Below are 16482 nucleotides of genomic sequence, written 5' to 3'. Positions count from 1 at the left end.
AGGAGTTGCCATGGCGCGTGTGCGCTACGTGGGGCCCGAGCCGGTGACCGTGCCCGAGCTGGGCCGGGCCGTCGAGCCGGACGAAGTCGTTGAGGTGCCGGACGAGCGGTTCGACGGGTACGCCTGCCAGCCCGCGACCTGGGAGCCGGTCGAGGAGCCCCGCCCGCAGGAGACCGAGACGGCGGCTCTGCCGCTGCGGAAGACCGCGGCCAAGCCGCAGAAGGAGGGCTGATCCATGGCGATCGGTTCCGGTCTCGGCGCCCAGCTGGGCATCGCCGCCGAGACGACCTACGGCACGTTCGTCGCGCCGTCCCGCTTCATCGAGTTCACCAAGGAGAGCCTGGCTCTCAAGAAGACCACGGCGCAGAGCGCCGGTATCGCGGCCGGGCGGCTGATGGCGTTGTCCTCCCGCCGGGTGGTCACGCGCCGCGAGGCGGGCGGAAGCATCGACCTGGAGGTCACCAACAAGGGCATGGGGCTGCTGCTGCAGGCCCTGATGGGGACCAGCGTCACGCCGGTGCAGCAGGCGACGACCGCCGCGTACCTGCAGACGCACACCCTGGCGTCCGTCGCGGGTAAGAGCCTGACGATCCAGAAGGGCGTGCCGCTGACGACGGGCGCGGTCACGGACAAGACGTTCGTCGGCTGCAAGGTCGTGAGCGGCGAGTTCGCGTGCGGCGTGGGCGAGATGCTCACCAGCACGTTCGAGATCGACGGCCGGGACTGCGACGAGACGCAGACTCTGGCCGCCGCGTCCTACGCCAACATGAGCCCTTTCCACTTCGGGCAGATGGCGGTCAAGGCCGGGGCCTTCGGCACGGAGACGGCGCTGGACGGCATCCGCAAGATGTCCTGCAAGATCGAGCGTCCGCAGGACGTGGAGCGGTACTACGCCAACCAGAGCGCGCTGAAGAAGGAGCCGATCGAGAACGACCAGGTCAAGGTCACCGGGAACCTGGAGACGGACTACGTCGGCACCACCCTGGACGACCTGCACACCAGCGACGGGGCAACGTCCCTGGTGTGGGAGTTCGTCGGCCCGAACATCGCCACCACGTTCTTCGAGACGTTCCGGATCACGCTGCCTGCGGTGCGCCTGGACGAGGGTCCGCCGGTCGTGGACGGCTTCGGCGTGGTCAAGCCGACCTTCAATTTCACCGGGTTGTACGACGGCACGAACCCGGTGAAGATCGAGTACATCTCGACCGACGCCACCCTGTGAGTTTGCGGTGCAGAGCGTCCGCGTGGTCGGCACCGGCCAGCTGCTGGAGTTGTCCGCGCGGCTGCGCCGGGCCGGTCACGAAAACATCCGGCAGTCCTACCTGCGCCGCATCCGACGGGCAGCCGAGCCGCTCCGCGCGGACCTACAGAACGCCGTCCACAGCCAGCCACTGCAGTCCACTGGCCGTGGCGCCGGGAAGCGCGGCGGCCCCTCGCCGACCACGCGACCGTTCCGGGAGAGCATCGCCCGCGCCATCCGGCTCAGCGTCCGCACGACCGGAAACCCGGGCGCCAAGGTCTGGCTCGACAAGGCGCTCCTGCCACCGGACATCCCGATCGGGGCGGTCAACCAGATGAACGACCTCGGCCGCCTCCGGCACCCCGTGTTCGGCAACAAGAAGCGCTGGGCCAACCAGAGCGCCCAGCGCGACTTCTGGAACAAGACCATCCGCGCGCACCAGCCGCGCATCACCCGCGAAGTCGAGCGCATTGTCGATGACGTGCGCCGCCGCCTCGAATAGGAGAACCACGTGATCGTTGTCTACACCCCGGCCGACGGCGAGCCCGAGCACTACGACGCCTCCAGCCTGAAGGTGTCCGAGGCGGCGATCGTCCAGCGCACCGTGGACATGAAATGGCAGGAGATCCTGCGCGGCCTGGAGGAGGACGACCTCGACGCCATGCGCGGCATCGTCTGGGTCATCAAGAAGCGCAGCCAGCCCAGCCTCCGCTTCGGCGACTTCGACCCCGGCGTGACCGAGCTGACCTCCCGCATGGACAACAAGGAGATCCAGCGCTGGCTGGACGCCACCCTCGACGCCGTCGCCCCGGAGATGGAGTGGGAGACGGTCGAGGGCATCATCAGCGGCCGTATCGATGACGTCGCGGTCGATCCCGAGTACGCGCGCAAGCTGCTGGCGTCCCGGGCCCCGGGCCCAAAAGAGACGCCCGCCGAGGACAGCGTCCGGCCGGTGACGGAGCCGGACAGCTCCGCGAGCCCGAGCCCGACATCGAGCGAGCCCGAGACGCCTACCTCGGACTCTTCGCCCACCTCCTCCACATCCCCCCGGCCGCCGTCGATGACCTCACCGTCGGCGACTTCTACAACCTGACCGCCTGGATCGAGCAGCACCAGGCAGCCCTGCAGGCGGAAGGCGGTGCCTAGATGCCGTCCATGAACTTTGTCCTCACCGGCCAGGATCTGCTGTCCCGGGTCATGGACCGGGCCGGGGACGCGAGTGACCGGCTCGGGCGGCGCCTGCTGACGATGTCCATCAACGGCGACGCCGCCGTGCGTCGCTTCAGCAACAACGCCACCCGCAACCTGTCCCAGCTTCAGAGGGACACCGAGGCCGGCGGCAAGGCTCTGAGCGAGCTGAAGAAGACGGCGCTGTTGCTCGCCCCCGCGGCGATCCCGGCCGCGGCGTCACTGGCCCCGATCGCGGCCGGTGCGGGCACGGTGGCGGTCGCGGTCGCGGCGATGGGGGTGGCGCTCGGCGCGCAGCTCGGCGCCCTGGGCGAGGCGTCGGAGGCGCAGAAGAAGTACGAGGACGCCGTCGCCAAGTCCGGCGCGACCTCGCAGGAGGCCGTGACGGCGCAGGCCGAGTACGCGCGGACGGTGGCGAAGATGCCGCCCGAGACGCGCAAGGCGGCTGCCGCCCTGGGCGTGCTGAAGGACGAGTACAAGGAGTGGTCGGACAGCCTGGCCGGGGACACGATGGCCCCGGTCACCAAGGGCCTGCAGCTGACCAACGCTCTGCTGCCGAAGACCACGGGGCTGGTCAAGGTCGCGTCGGCTGGGACCGACCGGTTCATGACCATTCTCGGTGGGCAGATGGCGACGCCCGGCTTCGACCGGGTCAACGCGAAGTTCACGGCGTTCGCCGACCGCACCCTGCGCCGGGTCAACGACGAGCTGGTGCACATGCTGCGCGTGGGCGACGGCGAGATCGGCGGCCCGGCCCGTGACTTCCTGGAGTGGGCGCGCGCCCAGGGCCCGACCGTGGCGAGCGTGCTGCGCAACGTGAGCACGGCCCTGTTCAACGTGCTGGAGGCAGGCGGCGACGTCGGTGTCGGCCTGCTGCAGGTGGTCGATGTCCTGGCGAGGCTGGTGTCCGCCGTCCCGCCTGGGGCGATCGCGGTCTTCCTGCAGCTGGCGATCGCCCTGAAGCTGACGAAGGCCGCGGCACTGGGGATGGTCGCTGCTCGCACGGCGCTGGTCGGGTTCGCCGGGGGACTGATCGCGATGAACACCGCCGCCGCGGCGGCGCCCGGTCGGCTGGCTGCGGTTCGGGCGGCCGTCCTCGCCCTGAGCCGGACGACGAAGATCGCCATGGCGGGCACGGGCATCGGGCTCGCTCTGCTGGCCATCACGGAGATTGCAGAGCGGAGTAAGACCGCCCCGCCGAACGTCGACAAACTCACCGAGTCCATGCGTCGGCTCGGCGCCACCGGTGCCGTCACCGGTGAGGCATCCAAAGCGTTCGGCAAAGACCTCGGCGGACTGTACGACAAGGTCCGCGCCCTGACCGACCCATCGACCACGGACAAGGTGCAGCAGTTCCTCGTCGGGTGGACGGGCTGGGACTCCACCCCCATCAAGGACGCTAAGGGGTGGATCGACAGCGTCGACAAGAGCCTCGCCAATCTCGTGGCGAACGGCGACGTCGACCTGGCCGCCGCCGCTCTCAAGCGTTACACCGAGGCATACGTAAAGGGTGGTGGCTCGGCCAGGCAGTTCACCAGCGAGTTGGGCGACTACAAGTCAGCTCTGGCCGATGCGAAGTTCGAGGCCGAACTCGCGGCTCAGGCGCAGGGCGTGTTCGGTGCCCAGGCGCAGTCGGTGCAGCAGAAGCTCGCCGCGCAGAAGCTGTCCGCGGACGGGCTGCGCCAGTCGATCCAGGCCCTGTCCGACACCTCGCGGTCCGCGTTCGATGCGCAGACCAAGTTCGAGGCAGCGGTCGACGCGGTGACCAAGTCGCTGCAGACCAACGGCAAGACGCTGGACGCCGGTACGGAGAAGGGCCGCGCGAACCGCGACGCCCTGTCGCAGATGGCGGCGGCCACCCAGGACGCGGCGGCCAAGGCCCGGGAGAACGGCGCCTCCTGGGACACCGTCATGGGCATCTACGACAAGGGCCGCAAGACCCTGGTCGAGAACATCACTGCCATCACCGGCAACCGGCGTGAGGCTGAGCGGCTGGCGTCGACGCTGCTGAAGATGCCCGACAAGAAGATGCGCCTGGAGATGCGCACCGAGGACGCCGTCCGCGGTCTGAACTCCGTCATCTCCGCGGTCAAGAAGGCGCCAGGCAAGAAGTCCGTCACGGTGTCGGCGCTGACCAAGGACGCGGTCGGAATGCTGCGCGACCTCGGTTTCAAGGTGAGCCGCCTGAAGGACGGCCGGTTCAGGGTGACCGCGGAGACCGCGAACGCGAAGGCGAACGTGGCCGCGGTGCAGCGAGCCCGGGACGCGCTGAAATCCAAGACGGTCACGCTCGCCGCACGGGACCGGGCCAGTGCGCTGGCCCGGTCGATCCGCGCGCAGATCGCCGCCATCACCGGCAAGACGGTGACGATCACCACCATCCGCAAGACCATCGCCATCTCCAACACCAGCGGGCGCCCGGTGCGGGGCGAGGGAGGCGTCTCCAAGTACGCCGCGGGTGGTACGCCTGAGGCGGGCGAGTACGCCATGGTCGGTGAGAACGGGCCCGAGCTGGTCCTGTTCGGCGAGGCAGCGCGGGTCATCGACGCGACGAGGACCCGGGGCATCAGGCGGGGGGCGCTCGGCGCCGGGCAGGCCGCCGCCCAGGGCCTGGCTACCGGGCTCGGCTCGACGGCCGGCGTGTACGCGGCCGGCCGTGCCATGGCGGCCAGCGTGACGCAGGCGATCCGGGATGAGCTGGAGATCCGCTCGCCGTCGAAGAAGACGGCCGCGCTCGCCAAGGACATCGGCAAGGGTCTGATCGTCGGCCTGACCGGGTCCCGCGACAAGATCAAGGCCGTGGCCAAGGATCTGGCCACCGACATCAAGACGGCGTTTTCCGGCAAGAAAGAGTCCGGCCTGCTGCGCATGGTCGACCGGGAGACGAAGAAGCTCCTCGACCTGGCGGCGAAGCGGGACAAGGTCGCAGCGAAGATCGCCGAGGCGAAGACCTTCGCCAGCGACGTCACGAAGAACGCGCGGGAGAACGCCGGCCTGGGCAACCTCGGCATGGCCCCCGAGGAGGTAACGGCGGGCGGCATCAAGGCCGGGCTTCAGCAGAAGCTGGCGCAGATCAAGCAGTTCACGAAGTACATCGACATCCTCGCCAAGAAGGGCCTCAACAAGGGCCTGCTGCGGCAGATCCTCAACATGGGCCCAGAGGCCGGGTACGCCTACGCCTCAGCGCTGGTCGGCGCGGACAAGGCCACCTTCACGCAGATCAACAATCTGCAGTCCTATCTGGACAAGTCCACTGACCAGCTCGGCAAGCTCGGCGCCGACCGTCTGTATGACAGCGGCAAGAACGCCAGCAAGGGGTTCCTCAAGGGGCTGGAGTCCCAGGAGAAGGACCTCGAAAAGGTCATGGAGAAGATCGCCAAGGCGATGCAGAAGGCGCTGAAGAAGGCCCTCGGCATCAAGAGCCCCGCGCGCGCCATGATCCCGGACGGCGTCAACACCGCCCGCGGTATCGCGGTCGGCGTGATGGAGGGCCTGCCGCACGTCGACCGGGCCATGCGCGCGGTGGCCGGCCACATGGCCGGGCGGGCGGCGCTCCGTCCCGTACCGGGGTGGGCCGCGGTCGCGGGGGCGTCCCGGTCGCAGCAGGTGAACATCCAGGTGGAGGTCAGTGGCGTGCACGATCCGGCGGCGGTGGCCCGCGAGGTGCAGCGTCTGCTGCTCGAACTGAAACGGCATCACGGGCTGAACGTGAACCTGGGGGTGGCCTGAGTGGCGCTGCTGGTGGAGATGGGGTGGGGCGGTCTGGTGCAGGCGCCCACCACCATCACGTGGACGGACATCTCGTCCTACGTCGACGTGCTCAAGCAGGGGGTGGCCATCAGGCGGGGTGCGGCCGACGAGCTGTCGGAGACGCAGCCCGGCAGCGCCACCCTCCGCCTGGACAACCAGGACGGCAGGTTCACCCCGGGCAACGCGGCCTCGCCGTACTACCCCTACGTGCGGCGCAACGCACCGATCCGGATCTCGGTGGCGGTCATCCCGACGCGGTCCGGGCCGGCGCCCTACCCGCTGGCCATGCTCGGCGACGACTTCGACGCGCCACGTCTGAACAGCAGTCTGTGGACCAACGCCTACGGCGGCGCTGGCGTCGTCGGGGGCCGGGCACGGATCCCGCTCACCCCCGGTGTCGGTGCGGGCCTGCAGTCGGCCCGCGAGTGGCGGCTGCCGGGCTCGTCACTGTGCGCCCGCCTGCCCACGCTCCCGGCCGCGAACGGATCTTCCTCGGCCCGCGCGAACTGGACGATCGACTCCAGCACCAGCGGCACGCGCCTCGGATTCCAGTACAACGCCGTCGCGCAGACGCTCCGGTGCATCAACGAGGTCAGCTTCTCCGACGGCGCCTCGGTGGACCTGCCGTATTCGGCGATCGATCACCTGTGGGTGCGGATCCGGGAGAGCACCGGCACCGTGTACTGGGAGACCAGCGGGGACGGGTTCGGCTGGACGGTGCGCCGCACTCTCGCCACCCCCAGCTGGGCGACCGCCGACACGCTCATGGTGTCGATGACCACCGCGCGGACCGGGGGGACCGCGGACTACATCGAGTGGGACCTGCTCGGCGCGACCGTGCGGCCCCGGTTCTGGGGGATGGTCAACGAATGGCCGGTCGACTGGGAAGGCCTCGTCTCCACGGTCACCGTCACGGCGACCGACCTCTTCAAGCGGCTCAACCGGCTGCCGCCGCTGCGCCCGATGCTCGCCGAGGAGATCATCGCCGACCGGCCCCTGGCCTACTACCCGATGACCGAGCCCACCGACTCGACCAGCTGCGGCGACCTGTCCGGCGCCGGACGCCCCGCCCTGGTCATCACCCAGGCGGGCAGCGGCGGCACCCTCACTCCCGGCACCGACGACGGCCCGCCGGCCACCGGCGGGCAGCAGCCCACCTTCACCCCCGCGTCCGCCACGGCCGGGAAGTACCTGGCGGCGGATCTGGGCTCCAGCGTGGCCGACGCCGTGTCCAACGGCTTCCTGGCGATCGAGGCCTGGGTCAAGACCACGACGGCGTCCCGGGCCATCCTCGGTCTGGCCTCCTCTTCGCTCTCGTCGCAGATCGTCCTCACCCTCTCGTCCGGCGGCCAACTGCAGGTGGAATGGACCGCCGACGCCGGCCCGCTGCAGGTCCAGGCCGTGGGCGGCCCAGCCCTGACCGACGGCTCCTGGCACCACGTCTTGTACGAGCCGGCGACCGGTGACGTGTGGATCGACGGCGTCCTCGTCAACGGCGACATCGCGGTACCGGCTGCGGACCTGCGGCTGCTTCAGATCGGCGGCTGGCGGGCCGGACGGCTGTGGGCGGGCAGCATCGGCCACGTCGCCGTCTACGCACCCAGCCCTCAGGAGGGCGGCCTGATCGGGGAAAGCCTCGTCGACCACTGGAACGCCGGCGCAAACGGCTATGCGGGCGAGCGTGCGGACCAGCGGATCCAGCGTCTGGCCCGGTACGCGGGCCTGTCGTCGGTGACCGTGTGGGGCGCCACGCATGATCCGGTGGCCGGGCAGGGCGAGGGCGGCAGGGGTGTCGTGGCCCGCATGCGGGAGGTCGAGTCGACGGAGTCGGCCCGGCTGTACGCGGAGCGGGACTGGTACGGCCTCGGCTACCAGTCCCGGGATCTGCGCTACAACCCCGACCCGTCGTCCGAGGTGTTCACCATCTCCTACGCGGACCTGGAAACCTCGCGGGTGCAGCTGGCCGACGACGACCAGAAGCTGGTCAACGACGTTGAGGCGTCCCGGCCGGGCGGCGCGACGCAGCGGGTTACTGCCCCGGCGTCCGTCCTCGCGTTCGGCGCCTACCCGCAGCAGCTCAGCGTGCTGAAAACGTCGGACAACTCGGTGCTGGACGCCGCGTACTGGCTGGTGTCCCGCTACGCCAACCCGGGCCCGGAGTTGCGCGAGGTGGCCGTCGAGGCGCACACGATGCCGAACTATCTCGACATCCTCGACGCCGACATCTCCAGCTACTTCAGCGTGTACGACCTGCCTGCCCAGGCGCCGGCCTCGGCGTTGCGGGTCACCGTCGAGGGCTACGCCGAGACCATCAAAGAGGCCTCGCACCTGATCCAGTTCCACACGTCGGCCTCGGCCAACGACTCCGTCTGGGTCCTGGACGACGCCACCTACTCCGTCCTCGACTCCACCACCCGCCTCGCCTACTGAAAGAGGACCTCGTGCCCATCGCTGTCGTGCGCGCCGAGACGTTCTACCTGCCGCCCTCCCAGCTCCCGCCCGACGCCTGGGCGGACGTGCCTGCCGCCGAGCTGGTCTGGAAGTGGATGGAGTACCGGACCGGTCGCCGCCTCATTCCGCCCGAGGGCACGGTCGATGACACGTACTACGCGCGGATCAACCAGAACCGGTGGATCGCCGACTGCTCGTCCTGCGGCTCGGCGCAGGTCGTCTCCCCTTCGGACCCGCGGTACGCGTGCACCGAATGCCAGTGGGGCTGGTGCACGCTCACCTTCCCTGAGGACGTCGACGCGGTGGAGGCGGCGCTGCTGCCGCTCAAGCCGGGCTTCAGGAACTGGTGGCACCCCGACGACCCGAACAATCCGAACCGGCCGCCCGAGCCGACGCCGGACCCGGGCCCGATGGGAGAACCGACGTGACGTTCGCACCCCGCACCTGGGTTGTCGGCGAGGTGGTTTCCGCGGCGACCATGAACCAGGAGATCCGCGACCAGTTCAACAGCATGTTCGCCGCGTGGACGGCGTACACCCCCGCATGGACCGCGTCCAGCAGCAACCCCTCGCTCGGCAACGCCACCTTGACCGGCCGGTACATGAAGATCGGCCGGACGGTCCTCTGCCACATCAACCTGACCACCGGCAGCACCACGACCTACGGCACCGGCAACTACTCCTTCAGCCTGCCCGCCCAGGCCGCCAACGCGGGAGCGTCCGTCGTCGGCCACGCTCACCTGCTGGGCACCGACCGCTGGTCCGGGCAGATCATCATCTCGCCGAACGCCACCACCACTTCGCCGTTCTTCAACATCTCGGCGACGAACACCCGCGTCGACTTCATGACCCCCACCCGGCCCGAAACGTTGGCGGCCGGCGCCCAACTGCGCATCGACTTCGTGTATGAATCCGCATCCTGACCCCCTCCTCACCGCCGCCCCGCGCCGCCGGCCGGGGCCTTCCTCATGCCCGGAAGGGGCCCGCCTTGAGACTCGTCACCAGAGCCCAGTGGGGGGCGCGGCCGTACCGCACCCCGAACGGGGCGACCCTGTACAGCCGCGCCCGCCGGGGCGTGAAACTCCACTACCTCGGTACCGCCTACTCGGACCGCGCCCACGACCGGTGCGACGACTACGTGCGGCAGATCCAGGCCCAGCACATGGACGGCAACGGCTGGTCCGATATCGGCTACTCGTTCGTGGTCTGCACGCACGGCTACGTGTACGAGGGCCGCGGTCTGAAGCGCCGCAACAGCGCGAACGGCAACACCACCCTGAACGAGCAGGACTACGCGGTGCTGCTGATGGTCGGCTCGTCCGGGCTGACGAAGCCGACCGTCGCGCAGCTCAACGGGGCGCGCGACGCCATCGAGTACTGCCGGCGGGAGGGCCCGGCCGGCACCTGGCTGGGCGGGCACCGCGACGGCTACGCCACCGCCTGCCCCGGCGACGCCGTCTACGCCTGGGTGAAGGCCGGCGCGCCTCGACCTGCCGCCCCGGAGTCTTCGCAGGAGGGAGACGACGTGCCGAACACGCTCGGCCTGTACGACGCGACCGACCGGCCGCTGATTCCGAAGAAGTGGACGACCCTCAGCATCGACGGCAAGACGGACCTGCTGGCGGGCGCGCGCGCCTATCAGGTGATGGTCCAGCTCACCGCCGACCTGCCCGAAGGGGCGACGCTCCAGGGGCGGTTCTACCACCACCGGCCGGACGGCGACCGGTGGACGTCGGGGATCTGCGAGCGCACCGGCACCGCCGGGTCGACGTTCGCCGACTTCCACAACGCGGGGGCGATCCGGCCGGACGAGCGCCTGCGCTTCGAGGCCATCTACTGGCCGGTCGACCCGGACGACCAGAAGTCCATCACCGTCACCACCAGCCGCGCCCGCGGCCTCTACTGGAAGTGAGCACACCCATGCGAATCTCCAGCATCGCCAAGGCCGTCGTGTCCGGCCTCGCGGCCGGGGCCGCGGCCGGCGTCACCGCGGTACAGGACAACGTGGTGACCACGGGGGAAGGCGTGACCATCGCGCTCGCCGTCCTCGCCGCGTGGGGCATCACGTGGGCCGTGCCCAACAAGCCGCCCAGGCCGGGCGTCTGAGCAGATAGGAGCGGCACGTGGAGGACCTGAGCGTCGGCGAGCTCGGGCGCCAGGTCACCGCCCTGCGCCAAGAAGTCCAGGCCATGGCCCAGGGCATCAACTCGCGGCTGGACAAGGTGGTCTCGACCGAGGTGTACACGCTGCAATCGGCGTACACCGACCAGCGCATCACCGCCCTGTCGCAGGAGGTCCAGAAGGTCCGGGACGCCCGGGACGCCCTTGAGGACGCGTTCGAGACGTACCAGCGGGATCAGCATGACCGCCGCGAGCGTGAGCGGCAGGCACGCCTGTACCAGATGATCGTGCCCGTCCTCATGGGCCTGCTGGCCGCAGCCATCTCGGTGTGGGCGGTGGTGACGAAATGACCGGTCTCCGCAGGCGGCGCAGGTCGTGGCCGGTACCGCGTGCTGAGTGGCTGGGCATCCTGACGGCCTTGCTGGTGCTTGGGCTGCTGGTCGTCCTGGCTGTGCTGGTGGTGAACCTGTCGCGGGACCTGCGAGCCGAACACGCCGCCAGGGACGCGCTCGCGCGCCAGGTGGAGAACCTCGGCGGTACCCCTGTGGCGGGCCCGCCCGGTAGTCGTGGGGAGCCGGGAGCTTCGGTGACGGGGCCACCCGGCCCTCCAGGAGCACCAGGACTGCCCGGGGCCACCGTGACAGGGCCGCCCGGCCCGTCGGGTAAGCCGGGGAAGCCTGGCCCAACGCTCACGCCGTCGCCCGGCCCGTCCGGCCCGCAGGGTGAGCAGGGCGAGCCCGGCGCCACAGTGACGGGGCCGCCCGGTCCGTCCGGGCCGCCGGGTGAGCGGGGCCCTCAAGGTGAGACGGGTCCCCGAGGCGAGCAGGGACCGCGCGGCGAGCAAGGCCCGGCCGGACCAGCCGGGCCCGCGTGCCCCGACGGCTACAGCCTCCAGGCGCCGTCCTGGGATCCCGACGCGCTGGTCTGCCGACGCGACGGCGCACCACCACCCGACGAGCCGGGCGGCGGCCCGCTCTCCCTCGCCCTCGACCCCAGCCGCCGGCAGTACCCGTGAACGAGCCCCCTCCCGCTACGGCGGGAGGGGGCCTTTCGTCATGCCCGCAGGTGGAAATCAGGTCGTCCTCCCACAGAAAAGGTCTCGCCCCATACCCTGACAGTGACGAGCTGTTCAGAGAGGGGCGAGACCGTGCCATCTGATGCTACCCCGGACCCGTACGCCGACCCGCTGGTCTTCGGCCAACGGCTTCAAGTTCTCCGCACCCGGAAGGGCCTTACGCGCGAGCAGCTCGGCGGGCTCGCAGGCCGCTCCGGGCAGTGGGTGAAGGACATCGAGACAGGCCGGCGCCGCACGCCCCGGCTGGAGGTGATCCTCCGTCTCGCCGAGATCCTCCGTGTCCGGGACCTCTCCGAACTCACTGGAGACCAGTCCGTGCACGTCGACCTGTTCACCGGCCCCGGCCACCCGCGCCTGCCTGAAGTTAAGGCAGCCATCGACGCCTTCCCCCTCACCACCCAGCGGCAGGCCCCGCCCGCCGAACACCTCCGCGCACGCCTCGCCCGAGCCTGGGCCGCCCGCCACTCCGCACCGAATCACCGCCAGGTCATCGGCGAACTCCTTCCGGACCTGATCCGGGACGCCCAGGCCACGGTCCGGCAGGCCAACACCGGGCCCGACCGCCGAGCCGCGCACGCCGTCCTCGCCGAGGTGTACTCCCTCGCACAGTTCTTCGTCGCCTACCAACCCGACCCCGCCCTGCTGTGGCGCGTCGCCGACCGAGGCCTGATCGCGGCACAGGAATCCGAGGACCCTCACGCGATCGGTGTCGCCGCCTGGCTCGCCGCCCAGGCCCACCGCGATGCCGGGCCGGCGCACTTCGACGCGGCAGACGCCGTCAACCTTGAGACGCTGGCGTACCTGGAGCCGCTACTGCCGGACGCTCCGGACGACGTTCTCGCGGTCGCCGGCGCGCTCACCTTCGAAGCCGGGTACACGGCCGCCCGCAGGGGAGAGACCGGGACGGCGTGGCGGTACTGGGACGAAGCCCGTGCGATGGCCGACCGGCTGCCCGCGGACTACTACCACCCCGTCACGTCGTTCTCACGGGCCATCATGGGCGCCCACGCCGTCACCGTCGCTGTCGAGCTCCATCAAGGTGGCGAGTCCGTGCGGCAGTCAGCGGCCGCGGACGCCGTGACGATTCCTTCGAGGCCGCGCCGGGCCCGGCACCGCATCGAGGAGGCCCGCGGCTACCAACTCGATGGGCAACCCGACGTGGCGCTCGCGACGCTGGCCCAGGCGCATGAGGCTGCCCCGGAAACGATCAAGTACAACGGATACGCCAAGCGGATCGTTCTGGAAGAGACCGAGGCCAAGAGCCCGGCGCGCAGGCGGCGCGCCTCCGAACTGGCTGTCAGGCTCGGGCTCCTAGCCGCGTGAGCGAGGGGGTGCAAACTGCACCCCTGCTTCCCGCTGGGCGCTTCTACGGTCGCAGGTGTGAGAGCGAGCACATTGACCGTGGAGGCCTCAGCCATGTCGAGACAGAGCGCGAGCACCACGTACGAGATACCGGCCGAAGTGCTGGAGGTTCTCGCGCTCCCGTCCCTCGACCGGCTGACGGACGACCAGGTCCGCGGCGCCGACTGCGTGTGGTGCCGGGAGCGTCTCACCGCCGAGACGGCCGTCGCCCTCGGCGAGCACATGAGCCCGCTGTCCGGCACGACGTCCCCGATGCGCTGGTTCCCGCGGGCCTGCCGCGAGGACACCGCCAACCGCGCCCACGCCGCGCTGTTCACGCACAGCCCCATGTGCGAGCAGTGCGTGGACGAGGCGGGACGCTGCGAGGTCGGCCTGTGGCTGTACCGGCTCGTGCGGGAGGGCCGCCGATGAACACCAGACCCGTCACCGGCGCCGATCCGGTGTACCTCGGCTTTCCACTCGTGGAGCCCACGCCCGTGACGAACTGCCCGAGCTGCCACGAGCTGGCGCAGCGGAGAGAAGCGGCGCGCAGGGCAGGCGACCTCACGACCGTGTCGGACTGCAACGTCTTGATGCGCCGCTGCACGCACTAGCCCAGACTCCCGCTGCCGGAAGGGATACGACGGCACCGGCGGCGGGACGAGCGGCCCGTCTCCACCCCCCGTTGGAGACGGGCCGCTCACTCTCCCGTCGGCGGGGAGAGGGCGGCCCGTCCGTGCCGAACATGGGGCGGGCCGCCAGTGCACGCCATACGGGAACTGACCGACAGCGGCCCCGGCCGGCACCCCCGTCGCCGACCGGGGCCGCTTTTCGAGCTCGCCTTGGATTCGAAGGTGAGCACCGTGCGCGCCGAATAAGCCCACAAACCCGCAGGTCAGACAGGCTCCCAGATCGGGGAACCTGGGGCTTAGAGCATGATCCGTTTAGAGGCGTCTTAGGACCATCTCGGGGTTGCCGGTGCCGGTGCCGCCGCTGATGAGGAACGACAATCGCGCGGCCAGCAGCGCCCGCAGCACGCGGTCCCCACCGGGCGGCACCGTGCCCGCCGCGACGAGTTCGCCGAGCATGAAGGCACGCGGGCGTACGACCCGCAGCGACAGGCACGTGCATCCCACGGCCACCGGTGGCAGCACCGCGTGCAGCCGGGTTCCGTCCGGCAGCCTCGCGTCGACCCAGGGCCGGGCGTCGTCCAGGCGGCGTCCGGCCACGGCGGCCAGGCGCTGCGCGAGCCGTCGTACGGCTGCCGCGTCCGGAAACGCGACGGGGGTCAACTCCAGTCCGCCGCCCCGGTCCACCCACACCCGGTCGGGTGCCGACACCAGCACGTCGGTGACGCGCGGGTCGGTGAGCAGTGGCTCCAGCGGCCCGCTGCCGACCAGCTCGGACCGCAACTGCTCGGCCGCTCCGAGGACCTCGGCGTCCCCGAGCACCCGCCCCTGCTCCCGCAACGCCTGCGCCACCCGCGCGGGCGTCGGCTCGGCCCCGCTCTCGGCGAGCCGCCGCCGGACACCGTCGAGCAACCCGGCGGGAATGACGCCGCCCGCGCTGCCCGCACTGCCCACGAGCTCGCCAGAAGCCCTCGGACTCCCACCCCCGACAAGCCGGCCAGCACCGGAGCCCTCTCCGGCCCAACTCGGCCCCCTTGCCCCGCCGAGCCGACCTGTCTCACCAACTCCACTCGCCCCGTCGGACGCAGCCGACCCGCCGACCCCACTGGGCCCCACAGGCGCGCTCAATCCGCCAACCCCACTTGGCCCGGCAGACACGATCAAGCCGCCAGTCCCGTCGGCATTGTCGCCACTGTCGGCCCCGCCAACGCCGCTCGCCCTGCCAACCCCATCGCCCCCAAGCACTCCACTAGCCCCCAACCTCAGCCTCACCACCCCACCGCCGTCCCTCACGCCGCCCCCGCCTCCAGCAACGCCCGCTCCCAGAACTGTCCGCAGAACCGCGCGAGCGGCCCCCGTGCCGCCGCTCCCGGCGGACGCCGGCTGCCCTGCGGGCGCAGCAGCCCGGGTTCGACGGGCACTTCGCCGGCCAGCGGCAGGCCGAGCAGTCGGGCCACCTCGCGGTCGTCGAGCCCCGGCGCGTACGGGCCCCGTACCGCCACCCGCAGATCGCGCAGGACCATGCCGACGGCGGACGCCACCCGCCCGGCCGCCGCGACGGCGCGCAGCTCGGCGGGGACCACGAGGAGCCCGACGTCGAGCTGGGCAAGGACTTCGGCGACCCCGTCGTCGACGCGTCGGGGCAGGTCTACGACGACCGTGCCGCCCCTGCGGCGGGCCGCGGCAAGCACCGCCCGCACGGCCTGCGGCGGGACGGCCACGCAGTCGCCGCGGTCCCAGCTGAGGACTCGCAGGGAGTGCAGTTCGGGCAGTGCTTCCTCCAGGGCGCCGCCGCCGACCCGCCCCCGCGAGGCGGCGAACGCCGGCCAGCGCAGCCCTTCGGCCGTCTCCCCGCCGAGGAGGACGTCGAGCCCGCCGCCGAGCGGATCGGCGTCCACGAGCAGGGTGCGCAGTCCCTCACGCGCGGAGGTGACGGCGAGGGCGCACGCGAGCGTGGAGGCCCCCGCCCCGCCTCGGCCGCCGATCACGCCGACGGTGACGGCGGGCCGGCCGACGCCTTCGGCGACGTCGGCGATGCGGTCGACCAGCCACTGCTCTCCGTCGGGCAGCATCAGGACGTGGTCGGCGCCGATCTCGACGGCGCGGCGCCAGACCCCGGAGTCGTCCTGGTCACGGCCGACGAGGACCACGCCTCGTCTGCGGGCGGCCCCGCGTACGCGCCGGGCGGCGTCGTCGCCGACCAGGACGAGCGGTGCGGCCTCCCAGCCACCGCCGCGCTCCGGGACTCCGTGATGGACCTCGGGTGTGGCACCGGCCGCCGCGCACAGGCGCAGCAGGTCGTCGAGGAGCGCGGCGTCCTCGGTGATGATCAGTGGTCCGCCCTGTCGCCCTCCGGCGGGCGGCGGATCCTGTGTGACGGCTCCGGCCATGAACAAGCTCCCCCTGTCGCTGCGTATCGCGTCTCTCGCCGGGCCTTGAAGCCCCGCGTTTGCCGAACATGCGGAGAACCGACATCCGGCCCCCATATGAGCGGCCGACGAAAACCGGCCATACGCGCCCCACAAACAGAACCGGCCATGAACTGGCCGCGAGCGGGCCGCGCAGGAATCACGGTGCAGCGATCCCGGAAATCGTGTGGATCTTGGTGGATAACTGTGGACAACGCGATGCCTGTGAATATCGCCATCACCCATACCGGTGACCCCTGTACGGCCCGGCGCTCGTCAT

Annotated in this window: 15 protein-coding genes and 1 pseudogene; 14 read left to right on the top strand and 2 right to left on the bottom strand. The window is 71.0% G+C overall.

Going from position 1 to position 16482, the window contains the following annotated elements; genetic code table 11:
• Window positions 1-10 precede the first annotated feature (10 nt).
• From QC282_RS12405 to QC282_RS12340, 14 genes are all read left to right on the top strand, one after another.
• Window positions 11-232 (top strand): hypothetical protein, encoded by a 222-nt coding sequence (locus QC282_RS12405; RefSeq protein ID WP_279549347.1) that lies wholly within the window; start codon window positions 11-13, stop codon window positions 230-232.
• A 3-nt stretch (window positions 233-235) separates the two neighbouring features.
• Complete coding sequence (locus tag QC282_RS12400; RefSeq protein WP_279549346.1) at window positions 236-1222, top strand: phage tail tube protein; 987 nt, start codon at window positions 236-238, stop codon at window positions 1220-1222.
• Window positions 1223-1229: 7 nt separating this feature from the next.
• Window positions 1230-1742 (top strand): hypothetical protein, encoded by a 513-nt coding sequence (locus tag QC282_RS12395; protein ID WP_279549345.1) that lies wholly within the window; start codon window positions 1230-1232, stop codon window positions 1740-1742.
• 9 nt (window positions 1743-1751) lie between these two features.
• Window positions 1752-2333, top strand: coding sequence for a hypothetical protein (locus QC282_RS12390; protein WP_279549344.1), 582 nt, complete (start codon window positions 1752-1754; stop codon window positions 2331-2333).
• A gap of 62 nt (window positions 2334-2395) precedes the next feature.
• Window positions 2396-6157, top strand: coding sequence for a hypothetical protein (locus QC282_RS12385; protein ID WP_279549343.1), 3762 nt, complete (start codon window positions 2396-2398; stop codon window positions 6155-6157).
• Complete coding sequence (locus QC282_RS12380; RefSeq protein ID WP_279549342.1) at window positions 6158-8608, top strand: LamG-like jellyroll fold domain-containing protein; 2451 nt, start codon at window positions 6158-6160, stop codon at window positions 8606-8608.
• 11 nt (window positions 8609-8619) lie between these two features.
• Window positions 8620-9057, top strand: coding sequence for a hypothetical protein (locus tag QC282_RS12375; protein ID WP_279549341.1), 438 nt, complete (start codon window positions 8620-8622; stop codon window positions 9055-9057).
• A complete protein-coding gene (locus QC282_RS12370) occupies window positions 9054-9551 on the top strand; it encodes a hypothetical protein (protein WP_279549340.1) in 498 nt (165 codons plus the stop codon). Before QC282_RS12375 ends, QC282_RS12370 begins: the two co-directional genes overlap by 4 nt.
• A gap of 65 nt (window positions 9552-9616) precedes the next feature.
• Complete coding sequence (locus QC282_RS12365) at window positions 9617-10540, top strand: peptidoglycan recognition family protein (RefSeq protein WP_279549339.1); 924 nt, start codon at window positions 9617-9619, stop codon at window positions 10538-10540.
• Between the two features lie 8 nt (window positions 10541-10548).
• Entirely contained in the window at window positions 10549-10734 is a 186-nt protein-coding gene (locus QC282_RS12360) for a hypothetical protein (RefSeq protein ID WP_279549338.1), read from the top strand.
• Window positions 10735-10751: 17 nt separating this feature from the next.
• Entirely contained in the window at window positions 10752-11099 is a 348-nt protein-coding gene (locus QC282_RS12355; RefSeq protein ID WP_279549337.1) for a hypothetical protein, read from the top strand.
• A gap of 797 nt (window positions 11100-11896) precedes the next feature.
• Window positions 11897-13147, top strand: a complete 1251-nt coding sequence (locus QC282_RS12350) for a helix-turn-helix transcriptional regulator (protein ID WP_279549336.1) — start codon at window positions 11897-11899, stop codon at window positions 13145-13147.
• A gap of 93 nt (window positions 13148-13240) precedes the next feature.
• Window positions 13241-13597, top strand: a complete 357-nt coding sequence (locus QC282_RS12345) for a hypothetical protein (protein ID WP_279549335.1) — start codon at window positions 13241-13243, stop codon at window positions 13595-13597.
• Window positions 13594-13779: a hypothetical protein gene (locus QC282_RS12340; protein WP_279549334.1), complete on the top strand. Its 186-nt coding sequence runs from the start codon at window positions 13594-13596 to the stop codon at window positions 13777-13779. Before QC282_RS12345 ends, QC282_RS12340 begins: the two co-directional genes overlap by 4 nt.
• 360 nt (window positions 13780-14139) lie before the next feature.
• Here the strand turns inward: QC282_RS12340 and QC282_RS12335 are convergent.
• Together QC282_RS12335 and ssd are read right to left on the bottom strand one after the other, a co-directional pair.
• Window positions 14140-14748: pseudogene (locus tag QC282_RS12335) on the bottom strand (ATPase, T2SS/T4P/T4SS family); the annotation flags it as partial.
• A gap of 335 nt (window positions 14749-15083) precedes the next feature.
• Window positions 15084-16184 carry a septum site-determining protein Ssd gene (gene ssd, locus QC282_RS12330; RefSeq protein ID WP_279549333.1) on the bottom strand — a complete coding sequence of 367 codons (1101 nt, stop codon included), beginning with the start codon at window positions 16182-16184 and terminating at the stop codon, window positions 15084-15086.
• Window positions 16185-16482: the final 298 nt, after the last annotated feature.

The organism is Streptomyces sp. DH24 (assembly GCF_029813775.1).
Taxonomy (GTDB): domain Bacteria; phylum Actinomycetota; class Actinomycetes; order Streptomycetales; family Streptomycetaceae; genus Streptomyces.
Note: the sequence above shows the minus strand (reverse complement) of the source record. Positions and strands in the feature narration are given on the sequence as shown.